The organism is Melissococcus plutonius ATCC 35311 (assembly GCF_000270185.1).
In the GTDB taxonomy this organism is placed as follows: domain Bacteria; phylum Bacillota; class Bacilli; order Lactobacillales; family Enterococcaceae; genus Melissococcus; species Melissococcus plutonius.
On record NC_015516.1, the window covers coordinates 859149 to 872970 of the forward strand.

At 30.2% G+C, this 13822-nt stretch carries 9 protein-coding genes; all 9 read left to right on the forward strand.

What is annotated here, in order from left to right; genetic code table 11:
• The first annotated feature begins 4 nt into the window (after nucleotides 1-4).
• Nucleotides 5-1486 carry a flippase gene (locus MPTP_RS03680; RefSeq protein WP_013773728.1) on the forward strand — a complete coding sequence of 494 codons (1482 nt, stop codon included), beginning with the start codon at nucleotides 5-7 and terminating at the stop codon, nucleotides 1484-1486.
• 173 nt (nucleotides 1487-1659) lie between these two features.
• A complete protein-coding gene (locus MPTP_RS03685) occupies nucleotides 1660-2616 on the forward strand; it encodes an NAD-dependent epimerase/dehydratase family protein (protein WP_013773729.1) in 957 nt (318 codons plus the stop codon).
• A gap of 2 nt (nucleotides 2617-2618) precedes the next feature.
• Nucleotides 2619-4445 (forward strand): DUF3329 domain-containing protein, encoded by a 1827-nt coding sequence (locus tag MPTP_RS03690; RefSeq protein WP_013773730.1) that lies wholly within the window; start codon nucleotides 2619-2621, stop codon nucleotides 4443-4445.
• Nucleotides 4446-5343: 898 nt separating this feature from the next.
• Nucleotides 5344-6261, forward strand: a complete 918-nt coding sequence (miaA, locus tag MPTP_RS03695; RefSeq protein WP_013773731.1) for a tRNA (adenosine(37)-N6)-dimethylallyltransferase MiaA — start codon at nucleotides 5344-5346, stop codon at nucleotides 6259-6261.
• 37 nt (nucleotides 6262-6298) lie between these two features.
• Nucleotides 6299-7525 (forward strand): GTPase HflX, encoded by a 1227-nt coding sequence (gene hflX, locus MPTP_RS03700; RefSeq protein WP_013773732.1) that lies wholly within the window; start codon nucleotides 6299-6301, stop codon nucleotides 7523-7525.
• Between the two features lie 297 nt (nucleotides 7526-7822).
• Complete coding sequence (locus tag MPTP_RS03705; RefSeq protein WP_099046196.1) at nucleotides 7823-8206, forward strand: MerR family transcriptional regulator; 384 nt, start codon at nucleotides 7823-7825, stop codon at nucleotides 8204-8206.
• 43 nt (nucleotides 8207-8249) lie between these two features.
• Nucleotides 8250-9590, forward strand: a complete 1341-nt coding sequence (glnA, locus tag MPTP_RS03710) for a type I glutamate--ammonia ligase (RefSeq protein ID WP_013773734.1) — start codon at nucleotides 8250-8252, stop codon at nucleotides 9588-9590.
• A gap of 416 nt (nucleotides 9591-10006) precedes the next feature.
• Nucleotides 10007-13351 (forward strand): pyruvate:ferredoxin (flavodoxin) oxidoreductase, encoded by a 3345-nt coding sequence (gene nifJ, locus MPTP_RS03715; protein ID WP_013773735.1) that lies wholly within the window; start codon nucleotides 10007-10009, stop codon nucleotides 13349-13351.
• 32 nt (nucleotides 13352-13383) lie between these two features.
• Nucleotides 13384-13566: a pyruvate:ferredoxin (flavodoxin) oxidoreductase gene (locus MPTP_RS10350; protein ID WP_013773736.1), complete on the forward strand. Its 183-nt coding sequence runs from the start codon at nucleotides 13384-13386 to the stop codon at nucleotides 13564-13566.
• The last annotated feature ends 256 nt before the right edge of the window (nucleotides 13567-13822 follow it).

Here is a 13822-nt window from a genome sequence, read left to right on the forward strand (position 1 = left end):
GACTATGAAAAATTTAGCTAAAAACTTTCTTTCTAATGCTTTATATCAAATTTTTACTATTATTTTTCCTTTATTAACTATGCCTTATATTGCAAGAGTATTAGGGGCCGAACAATTAGGAATATATAATTATACTTATGCAATTGCTATTTACTTTGCAATGTTTGTTAAATTAGGTGCAGATCATTATGGAAATCGTTCCATTGCTAAGGTAGGAACAGATTTAAATAAGCGTAGTGAGGTATTTTGGGAAATATTTGGTGTACAATTTTTGAATGGAATTTTCTGTACATTGACTTATTTGCTATTTATATTTTTATTTATAAAAAACAATCAAAAGATTGCTTATTTACAAGTATTTTTAATTATCAGCTATTCATTAGATATTAATTGGTTTTTCTATGGAGTTGAACAGTTTAATATTGTTATACTAAGAAATACCATGGTAAAAATCTTTACAATTATTTGTGTTTTTTTATTTGTAAAAAATATTGGTGATGTTTGGGTTTATACAGTTATCATAAATGCTGGATCAATCATTGGTTTTTTGGTTACTTGGGTTCAGTTAAAGAGTTATGTAAGGTTTAATTATATATTTAAATGTATGAGCTTAAAAAAAATATTCTCACACTTACGTCCAACATTTGTATTGTTTATTCCTATTATATCTGCGAGTATTTTTACAAGTTTTACAACCATTCTTTTAGGTCAGATAACGAATATGAAAAATGTTGGTTTCTATGATGCAGGTAGTAAAGTTTTATCTATGCCTAAAAGTGTCATTGCCGCTTTGGGGACAGTAATGTTACCAAAAATGGCTGCAGCATATGAGAATGAAAAATCAAAAAAATTGGCAAATGAATATTTGGATATTTCGATTGTATTTGTTTCCTTTTTATCAATTGTATTCACTTTTGGATTACTAAGTATTTCGAATGAATTTATTTTATTATTTTATGGAAATGGCTATCTAAAAAGTATTAGTGTATTGAATTTTTTAGTGATTTATCTTCCATTTTATGCGTTAGGTAATGTAATTAGAACTCAATATCTAATTCCTCAATCTAAAGATAGACCGTTTGTTATTTCTGTTTTATTGGGTGCCATTGCAAGTGTAATTGTAAACTTAATTCTTATTAGACCACTGGGTATTGTTGGAGCGTCTTTAGGAACTGTTGCTTCTGAGGTCGTATTAGCACTCTATCAAATCTTTGCAGCAAGAAAAGAAATTGATTTGAAAAAGTTTATAGGACCTTTAATTTTATTTTTTGCTGCTGGACTAACTATGTGGGGTCTTTTGAATGTTATTCCTTTGGCAATACATTCTGCTATGATTAAAATTATTCTTAGAATAATAATCGGTGCTGTAATTTATTTAGCAATATGTGGTTTTTATTTTATGTATTCTAAGAATTCAACGATTAAATTGATCAGGCACGCACTTTTAAAGAATTCTACGAAAAAAATCAGTAACTTGGGCAAGTAATTTGTATGTTTTTACATAGAATAGATAAATTAATAACTGAATAGGTAGTTTTGTTAATGGCTAATTGTCATCTTATTGATAAAAGAGTAAACTATTTATAAATACTATATGTAAAAAAGTGATTTTATATTCATGGTAATTGATTGATCAATAAAGAGTCAGGAGGGATTTAATTGAAAACAATTCTAGTTACTGGTGGAGCTGGATTTATCGGATCAACATTAGCTAATAAACTATCTAAAAAAAATAAAGTAACCATCATAGATGATTTATCTATGGGAAAAATAGACAATATTCAATTACATGAAAATATAACCTTCATTAAGGGAACAGTAACAGATGGTCATTTAATGAAAACTATTTTTCTCGAAACTAAATTTGATTATATCTTTCATTTAGCTGCGATTGCTAGTGTAGCAGATTCTGTTGAGCATCCAATTGAAACGCATAAAGTAAATTTTGAAAGTGTCTTACAATTACTTGAATTAATTAAAAATTATCAACCAGATTTAAAACGCCTTGTTTTTACTTCCTCTGCTGCTGTTTATGGAGATGAAAAGTCATTGCCCAAACGAGAAGAATCGGTGATTCGTCCGCTAACTCCCTATGCTGTAGATAAATTTGCTGCTGAAAGATATGTTTTAAATTATTGTAATTTGTATAAAATACCAACTAGTGCAGTGCGTTTTTTTAATGTTTATGGACCAAATCAAAATCCAAATTCTCCTTATTCTGGTGTTATTTCAATTATGATGGATTGCTATAAAAAAATTCTGGCTGGTGAAACTGTTACTTTTAAGATGTATGGAGATGGTCAACAATCTAGAGATTTTGTTTTTGTTGATGACGTTGTTCAAGCTTTAGATTTAGTAGCAAATGCTACAGAATCATTGGGTGAAGTCTATAATGTTGCTACTGGTTGTAAGACAAGTTTGTTAGATCTTATTGCTATTTTTGATAATTTATTATCTGTAAAATTACCTATTAAATTTGAATCATCAAGAATAGGGGATATTAAAGATTCCTATGCTGATATTACTAAAATAAAAAATCTTAATTATCAACCCCAATTTTGTTTATATGAAGGCATAAAAAAATATGTGACCTATGAATTACAAAGGGAGGAATAAATTTGCAAAAAAACGTTAACAATAAAGTTAATAATAGAAATATCTTTTTGGTTACTATTTTATTCGCACTTTTTATTATGTTTTTATTAAACTGCTTAACACCATTACTAGCAGATGACTATGAATATTTCTTTAAAACGACTAACTTTTCTACAATACTGTTGGATGAATATCATCAATATTTATCATGGACTGGAAGGTCTATTGTTCACATTATAGCAAGAATATTTTTACTAATGCCCAAGTGGGTATTTAACATTGCAAATTCACTAGCATATGTAGGAGTTTCCTATTTAATTTACAAATTGTCCTTATCTAATGGCGAAAAATATAAGACTGTACGTTTTTTATTAATTCAATTTCTTATATGGTTGTTTGTCCCAGCTTTTGGACAAGTTTTTCTATGGGAAACAGGATCAGCAAACTATCTATGGGGAAGTTTGATAATTCTTTCCTATCTTTTTTTCTTTCATAAAGCCACTATCAATAATTGGATACCTAAGAGGCCAACTTCCTTAGTACCTTTAGTTTTTATTATGGGTGTATTGGCTGGATGGTGTAATGAGAATACTTCAGGTGGCGCTTTACTATTGGCTATATTTTATATAGGTGTTTATATGATTTCAAATAAACAAAAGGTTCCTTTGTGGATGATAGGAGGCATTATAGGGAACTTTATTGGATTAGTGATAATGATTTTAGCACCTGGAAACAAAATAAGAGCTACATATTTTGCAAGAAGTACTTGGTCTATCCATAAAAAATTAAGTATAGGTTTGGTAACTGTTTTTAATGAAATAAAGGAGCACTTATTCTTATTAATTTGTCTTTTGCTTGTTTTATATATATTAAATCTATACAATAAAAAAATGGAAACTAAATTTTATTTAAGCGTAGCCTATGCTGTTTTCGGTATAGTAACATTACTCGCTTTATCTCTATCTCCAGCTGGTCTTAATTGGGGAAGGTCCTACTATGGTGGTGTAATATTTATGATTATTGCAATCTCACTTATTTGGCCAGATAGAATAAGCAATTTGAAAAGCGATAATTCTAATATTTTTTATACTATTATATATGGTTTGCTTGCTTTATCATTTATGATGAATTTTATAATGGGATCTGCTGATATTTGTAAATCATATATAAAAATTGATAGTCAATATAATTATTTAACTGTTCAAAGAGAAAAAGGAAATTTAAATCCTGTATTTCCTACTATGTCATTTCCAGATATTACCAAATACACGGCATACTCTAAAGAACTTACTCAAGTTAATAGTAATATAAAACATAATCATCCTGTTGCAAAATATTACAAGTTAAATACTATTAGAAGTGTTTCTGAAAATGATTGGCAACAAGTTTATAAAAATGGAAATCCTACATTAATGGGTTGTTATTCATTCGATGACTATTTGAAATTATTAACTAAAGGAAATTATACTATTTTGATTTCAGGACATGGCAGTCATTCCTATTTGAATAGCGAACAAAAAAAATTATTAAACCAATTGGGTATACAGAAAATGCCAAGCTCTTCTGGAAATTGGGTAAGTATTGCACTCTTAGATAAAGGAAATAAAAAAGCATCTATAGCAAAGTCATTTACTAAAATGAATGGTAAATTATCTAAGATGAACTATGAGTTAAAATCTAGTCTAACAAATTATGATGATCAAATTTTTTCTACAATTCAAATAAATGGACGACAATATTCAAAAAATAAAGCTGGATTAAATTTTGTTACTATTGACAGATATTCTAATCGAGTTGTTGATTCTGTAAATTTTGACATCACTAACAAAAATATAATTGGAAATAGATAAATTTTAAATTAATAAATATAACTACTAGAATAGAAATCGAGCTTTGAAAATTAAGATAAAAAGTTCGATTTTTTTATTCTAATAATCTAACCATTGTTGTAGGGTATTACTTTTATGTAGTATCTATTTATAAGAAATTAATTAAATCGAGAAAATTTTTTCAGCTAGATATCATAAAACAGTCTATTGATTATCTTAATAATAGCATGATAAAAATTAAATTATTTAATACAATGAATACTATTATTGTTAAATATAAAATAATATTTAGTATTTTTCTTTAATAATTTTATTATAAATAAAAATTTAAAATAGATGGTTGTTTTATTAATTTTAAATCTAAAAATCTAGATAAATTATTTTAGGGTTTGATTTTAGGTATCAATACCTTTTAACTCTGGCTATTAAAAAGTATGTAAAATATTGTTTTCGTGATACCTATTGATTTTTTTGCGGTTGGGAATACTGTTTACTTTGAAGATATATAATTATAAAATAGAATATTCAAAAATTATTTTTATTTGTTTTCATTTTCACTGCCATATAGTAAATAAAATTTAAATAGATCTTACGCTGACATTTTTTTCTATAATAAGGGAAATAAAAATAAAGGTAGAGTTATTTAGCAAATAATTTGTGAATAAAAGAATTGGTATTATATTAACAGTTAGTTTATAAATTTAATGAACAAGAAGACTCTTATTAAATAGAATGTTCTACCTAAATAAAGATATGAAAATCTTTTCTAACTCTTTTGATGGAAAATTTTATCCAATTTAATTTATCAGTTGAAATTGATTAAAATTTTTAAGTGATCTAGATTATTCTATTTATTTGGTTTTATTGTATAATAAAGCCAAATAAATAGAATTTAAAAACCAAACAAAGGAGGGAAAAATTGAAAAAAGTATTAGTTATTGTTGGTCCAACAGCTGTTGGAAAAACAGCTTTAAGTATAGAAATTGCTAAGCAATTTAATGGTGAGATTATCAGTGGTGATTCTATGCAGGTATATAAGGAATTAGATATAGGAACAGCTAAGATAACGGTTGAAGAACAGGCAAATATTAAGCATCATTTAATTAATTGTAGAGAAATAAATGAACGGTATTCAGTTGCTGATTTTCAAAAAGAAGGAAGACAGGCAATAGATGAAATTATAATAAAAGGTAAATTACCTATTATTGTAGGTGGAACAGGTCTTTATATTCAATCTTTATTATATGACTTTCAATTAGGTAGTAGTGAAGAAATTAGTTCATCAAAATTTCGACAAAAGTATACTGCTTTTGCTAAAAAAAATGGGAATAAAGCTTTATGGCAAGAATTACAAAAAAAAGATCCACAGGCGGCTGAGCATATTCATTTTAATAATAAAAAGCGAGTGATCCGTGCACTAGAAGTTTTTGAAGAAACGGGAGAGAGTATACTTGCACCAAAGCAAACACCGAAACCTTTATATGATTATTTGCTGATTGGATTGGAAACGGAAAGAAATTTATTATATAGTCGAATTAATCAGCGTGTAGATTTGATGATGGCAGCAGGTTTAATGGTTGAAGCAAAAAGAATGTATAATTTAAAAACCGTACAAGCAGTGCAGGGAATTGGTTATAAGGAATTTTTCCCTTATTTTATGGGCGAAATTTCTCTAGAGAAAGCCGTAGAAAAAGTAAAACAGCATTCTAGACAATATGCTAAAAGACAACTTACTTGGTTTAAAAATCGTATGCAGGTACAGTGGTGGGATCTTATCAAAAAACCATACGATTTAATAAATTTAAAGATAGAAATTGAACAATGGTTGAATAGGTAACTATGAATTGCATGGTTACTAAGATAGGAGAAAAAATATGATTACAAAAGAAAGAGTAATTTTAATAGGTGTTGAGACAGCTGAGAATTATCAGATATTTGATGAATCAATGGAAGAATTAGGAAATTTAGTAGAAACAGCTGGCGGTGAAGTTATTTCTGTATTAACACAAAAATTACTTAGAATTGATCGTAAAACAATTGTAGGAAAAGGTAAAATGGAAGAGCTTCAAGAATTGGTCGATAATGAACAAGCTGATCTAGTTATTTTTAATCATGAATTAACACCAGGGCAAATTCACACAATTTCTTTATTGATTGCAGTTCCTATTATTGATCGAGTACAACTGATTATGGATATTTTTGCTTTACGTGCCCGTTCTAAAGAAGGAAAATTACAGGTAGAATTAGCACAATTAAATTATTTATTACCAAGACTTGGCGGACAAGGAAAGCAGTTATCTAGACTGGGAGGTGGAATTGGAACCCGTGGTCCTGGAGAAACCAAATTAGAAACCGACCGTCGCCATGTACGTGATAAGATTACAAAAGTAAAACAAGACATAAAAAAAATAACAGCACATAGAGAAAGAAATCGAAAAAATCGACAACAAACCGAACTCTTTCAAATTGGATTGATTGGATACACAAATGCCGGAAAATCAACAATCTTGAATTTACTCACCAATGCTAACACGTATGCAGAGAATCAGCTTTTTGCTACATTGGATCCTCTAACTAAAAAATGGCAATTACCTCAAGGAATGGTTGTTACATTAACTGACACAGTAGGTTTTATTCAAGAACTTCCTACACAATTAATTGAAGCTTTTCAATCGACATTAGAGGAAAGTAATGAGATGGATTTGCTATTACATGTAGTAAATGCTAGTAGTGAAAATCGATTAGAACAAGAAAAAACCGTCAATCACTTGTTACATGAATTACATTTAGATAAACTACCTATTTTGACTATCTATAATAAAATGGATCAGGTCAATCAACAAACATTTCAACCTATACATTTTCCAAATGTACAACTTTCAGCTATTCAAGTAAATAGTAAGGCAATACTTACTGAGGCAATTGTTGGACAAATAAAAAAAGAACTATCGCCCTATTGCTATAGGATACCAGCTGAACAAGGAAAATTATTAAACAAGTTAAAACAACAAACACTTGTAGTTTCTGAAGAATACAATGAAATCGAAAATTGTTATTATCTAAATGGTTTTGCTAAGAAAACTTTTAATTTAAATGGATAGATAACTAGGAATTTATTTTTTATACAATTTTTTACCTCTATAGATTAAAAATAAATTGGATCAGATAAAAAGAGCTACCCTAAAATAATTTAATTATTTTAGGGTAGCTCTTTTTACTCAGATGATAGCTTATTGAACTTATTACATTTAAAAGCAAATAAGTTAATTTATAAATATATACTGTTATTTGGTATAGGCTAATCATTCATTGAAAGTTATGTGATGAAATATAACATGTATGTTGACTTTAAATGGCAGACTTGCTATTCTTAATATATAGGAAGGGAGATGGTGGCTATTAGGGAGAAGGAACTTAGAAGGTCTATGTCTGTGTTTCCAATTGGTACAGTCATGAAACTGACAGACCTATCTGCTAGGCAAATACGTTACTATGAAGAACAAGACTTAATTCATCCAGAAAGAAGTGAAGGAAATCGTCGGATTTATTCATTAAACGATATTGATACCTTACTAGAGATAAAAGATTATTTGTCTGAAGGATTAAATATGGCAGGGATTAAACATATTTATGAAATGAAATTAGATGAAAGAATGAAAAAACAAGAGATCGAAAGACCTTTAACGGATGAGGATGTTAGGAAAATTTTTTATGATGAAATTATTTCCCAAAGTGGTCTTACTCAACAAAATCCATTTCAATCAAATATACCTAAATTATAATTAGTATGAGGTAGAGCATAAAATAAGAAAATGAGGTAAAGTGATGATAACAACTGAAAAGACAATAATTGACATTAAACAAAGCATAAAAGCAGAAAATGTACGTTTTTTAAGACTAATGTTTACCGATATCTTGGGTACAATTAAAAATGTTGAAGTACCTGTTAGCCAGCTTGATAAAGTTTTGAATAATAAAATGATGTTTGATGGTTCATCAATTGAAGGCTTCGTTCGTATTGAAGAAAGTGATATGTATTTATATCCTGATTTATCGACATGGCTTATTTTTCCTTGGGAAAGTCAACATGGAAAAATTGCTCGACTGATTTGTGATATCTATAATCCAGACGGGCAACCTTTCTTAGGCGATCCACGTGGAAACTTAAAGCGCGTAGTAAAAAATATGCAACAATTAGGGTTTACCTCATTTAACCTTGGACCTGAGCCAGAATTTTTTCTTCTTAAGCTAGATGAAGAAGGAGAAATTACAACGGATTTAAATGATAAAGGTGGTTATTTTGATTTTGCTCCAACAGATTTAGGTGAGAATTGCCGAAGGGATATTGTTTTAGAGTTGGAGAGTTTGGGCTTTGAAGTAGAAGCTTCTCATCATGAAGTAGCACCTGGCCAGCATGAGATTGATTTTAAATATGCTAATGTTGTTAAGGCCTGTGATAATATTCAAACTTTCAAATTGGTTGTTAAAACAATTGCACGTAAACATGGCTTACATGCAACGTTTATGCCAAAACCCTTATTTGGGATTAACGGTTCTGGTATGCATTGCAACATGTCTTTATTTAATGAAAATGGGAATGCATTTTTTGATGAAACAGGCGAAATGCGTTTAAGTAAAACTGCTTATTACTTTTTAGGTGGACTTTTAAAGCATGCACGTGCCTATACGGCAGTTTGTAATCCAACAGTTAACTCTTATAAGCGCTTGGTGCCCGGATATGAAGCTCCTGTATATGTGGCTTGGAGTGGTAAAAACCGTTCGCCATTAGTCCGTGTCCCAGAATCACGTGAGGACTCAACACGGTTAGAATTGCGATCTGTTGATCCATCTGCTAATCCTTATCTTGCAATGGCGGCATTACTTGAAGCAGGCTTGGATGGTATTAAAAATGAAATAATGCCACCTTTATCTGTTGATCGAAATATTTATGCAATGAATGAAGAGGAGCGGGCAGAAGCTCATATCTATGATCTACCTTCTACTCTACATAATGCAATTAAAGAATTACGCAAAGACCAAGTAATAAAAGAAGCATTAGGAAATCATATCTTTTCAAATTTTGTTGAGGCAAAAAAAATGGAATGGGCTGCTTTTCGTCAAACTATATCTGAATGGGAAAGAGAACAATATTTAGAACTTTATTGATTTTATTCTGATAAATATTCATTGGTCAAATCTTGATTGTATATTTTGAACAGAAATATTTCTTTACCAAAAATTATTTCAACGGTTGATGAATTGGATAAAAATTAATAAATTAAACGATCAATTCATTTGTTTGTTACTAAAAATTACTATTAATGATAATTCTATTTTTATTTATTAATAGGCAGATTAATAAATAATTGTTTATCCTGTATAGAAATTATTAAATAATGAAATAGAATAAACAAATAAGATTCAATACTTTTATAAAGGACGAATCTTATTTTTAATGTTTTACATTTCATTAATATAAATTATAATTATATTTAAAAATTATTTTGCTTCCTTTATAATGAAAAAAAAAGAGTACCTAATGAATATATATTTATAGATAAAATTAAGGGATGACTAATGCAATGCGAAAAATGAAAACAATGGATGGTAATACGGCTGCAGCATATATTTCATATGCGTTTACTGAACTAGCAGCAATATATCCCATAACACCCAGTTCAACTATGGCTGAATTGGTAGATCAGTGGTCGGCAGAAGGTAAAAAAAATATTTTTAATCAACCAGTCAAAATTATTGAGATGCAATCAGAAGCAGGTGCTGCAGGGTTTGTTCATGGTTCTTTAAAAACAGGTGCTTTAACAACAACCTACACTGCTTCACAAGGTTTGTTATTAATGTTGCCGAATATGTATAAGATTGCTGGAGAACTTTTACCGACAGTTTTCCATGTGGCTAGTCGTGCAGTCACTACAAATGCTCTAAGTATCTTTGGTGATCACAGTGATGTTATGTCGGCTCGTCAAACAGGTTTTGCTATGTTAGTAGAGAGCAGTGTACAAGAAGTCATGGATTTGGCAGCAGTCGCCCATTTAGCTTCAATTGAAGCTAGTGTACCATTTATTAATTTTTTTGATGGATTTAGAACAAGCCATGAAATTCAAAAAATTGAAATATTGGAATATGATGAATTGGCGAATTTAATGAATCAAAAAAAGTTAGATGAATTTAAAAATAAAGGGATGAATCCAAATCATCCTACTGTTAGTGGCACAAATCAAAATCCAGATATTCACTTTCAACAAAGAGAAACAATTAATCAATATTATGATAAATTGCCAGTTATTGTGAAAAAATATATGGATAAAATAAACCAACTTCGAGGAACGACCTATGATTTGGTAGATTATTATGGAGCAACTGATGCTGAGGAGATTATTGTTGCAATGGGATCTGTGGCACAAACTATGCGACAAACGGTTGATTATTTGAATAACAAAGGCCAGAAGGTTGGCTGTTTAACGATTCATTTATATCGTCCGTTTCCAGTCGAGAATTTTCTTGAGAAGCTACCTTCAACTGTTAAAGCAGTCGCAGTTTTAGATCGAACAAAAGAACCCGGCTCTGGTGGTGAACCTCTTTTATTAGATGTACAAAGTGCGATTTACGATTCTGACTTACATCCTATTATTATTGGTGGACGGTATGGTTTGGGTTCAAAAGAAACATTGCCAAATCATCTGATTGCTATCTACAATGAATTACGTAAAGAAAAAGTCAAAAGAAAAGCACGTTTTACAATTGGTATTAATGACGATGTTACAAACCTATCTCTTGAAAGTGGACAAACGCTTGATTTGACAGAAAGTAATACATATCAAGCAAAATTTTGGGGATTTGGTTCAGATGGAACAGTTAGTGCAAATAAATCAGCCATTAAAATAATTGGAAACCATACTGATAAGTATGCACAGGGTTTTTTTTATTATGATTCTAAAAAATCAGGTGGATTGACAGTCTCGCATCTACGCTTTGGTGATACACCTATTCAATCTGCTTATTTGATTGAATCCGCTGATTTTATTGCTTGCCATACGGCTGCCTATTTACGTACATATGACTTATTAAAGGGATTAAAAAAAGACGGTATTTTTTTATTAAATACTACTTGGAAAGACAGTCAATTAGAAAAACATCTGCCTATAGAATTGAAAAATTATTTAGTTGAAAATAATATTCAATTTTATACTATTGATGCGTTGAGTTTAGCAAATAAGGTAGGATTAGGAAATAGAATTAACACAATAATGGAGACAGCCTTTTTTAAACTAACGACCATTATGCCCTTTGATGAATTAATACCACTTCTAAGAGAAGAAGTAAAAAAAAGTTATGCAAAAAAATCAATGGAAATTGTTAGAAAGAACATTTTGGCCATTGAACAAACAATTGAATTACTCCATAAGGTAGAAATAACAAATGAATGGAAATCTATTAAGCATGAATCTAAACACATAAAATCAGTAAATAAAGGCTATATTCATGAAATTGTTGAACCGGTGAATCGATTAGAAGGAAATCAACTTCCTGTTGGTACATTAATTAAGAATCAAATGACAGATGGCCATATGCCCCTTGGAACATCGGCAATTGAAAAAAGACATGTTGCTACCGAAGTACCCATATGGAATAGTGAATTCTGTACAATGTGCAATGCCTGTTCGTTTGTTTGTCCTCATGCAGCAATTCGTCCTATCCTAGCTGATCAGGAAGAAATGGAAAATGCACCTGATGGATTTATTGTTAAAAATATGCGTGGACAAGATGGTTTAATGTACCGTATACAAGTTTCAATTGAAGATTGCACAGGTTGTGGCTTATGTGTTGAAGCTTGTCCGGTAAAAGACAAAGCCTTAAAAATGGAACCAATTGAGGAACAAAAAGAACAAATGATTCATTGGGCTTTTGCTATGACACTAAAACAAAAAGAATTGCCAGAAAAGGTACCTAGTGTATTAAGTACGCAATTCAAACAACCACTTTTAGAATTTTCAGGTGCCTGCTCTGGTTGTGGTGAGACACCTTATGTCAAATTATTGACACAGATGTTTGGTGATCGTATGATGATTGCCAATGCAACTGGTTGTTCTTCTATTTGGGGAGGTTCGGCACCTGTTTCTCCTTATACGACCAATAAAGAAGGAAAAGGGCCAGCTTGGTCAAATTCATTGTTGGAAGATAATGCAGAATTTGGTTATGGTATGTTTCTAGCAAATCAAACCCAAAGAGAACATCTAGTGACAAAAATGCAAGCAATCATGGAAGATGTATCCATTGAACTTAAAATGTTGATGGCAGATTGGATTGAGCATAAGGATGAAAGAGAAGGAACCAAACAGCGAGCAGCGAAACTAACAGCTCAGATCGAAAGAGAAATGCAAGAGAATCCAAAACTAATAGCTATTTATAAAGAAAAAGATTTATTTGTTAAAATTAGTCAATGGATGATTGGTGGTGACGGCTGGGCTTATGATATTGGCTATGGTGGTATTGATCATGTTTTGGCTAGTGGCTCAGATATCAATATTCTTGTATTGGACAATGAAGTATACTCCAATACAGGAGGACAAACTTCAAAAGCTACTCCGGCTTCAGCAATTGCTAAATTTTCATCTAATGGAAAATATGCGACTAAAAAAGATTTGGGTAGGATGGCAATGACATACGAAAATGTCTATGTTGCACAAATTGCTTCTGGAGCCAATCAAATGCAAACTATAAAAGCCTTTGATGAAGCTGAAAAATTCCCAGGCCCCTCCTTAATTATTGCATACACACCATGTATTACTCATGGTTTAGCCGGAGGCATGCGGCAATCTATCAATGAAGCCAAAGAAGCAGTAGCATCTGGCTATTGGTCATTATATCGTTACAATCCACAATTGATAGAAAAAATAAAGAGCCAATAATATTAGACTTCAAAAAACCAAATTTTGATTTAATGAAAGAATTTTTACAGACACAAATTCGTTTCTCTTCTTTGAAAAGCATTCAACCAGAAGATGCAGAGTCTTTATATGAAAAAACCATTTCAGATGCAAAACGACGTTTTTATAATTATGCAAAATTGACTGGCCAAGAAGAAAAAATTCGTGAAAAAATAAATAAAATAAAAGATAACTAACGTTATTGTTTAGAATCACTTCTCTTAAATCAAAAAATACATTCTTTGATTTAAAAAAGTGATCGATATTAAATTAATTATACAATGAATATATAGAGCAATTAATTTATAAATTTTCATCATGCTTATAAAAATTTAATGAAAAGACAAAGGATACCTTTAATTTATTCCTGATTCTTTTTCAATATGGTTTTATGCTAAAAAAAAAATTATGGTATACTGTTTAAGAAATCTTGAAAGCAAAGTGAGGGGTATA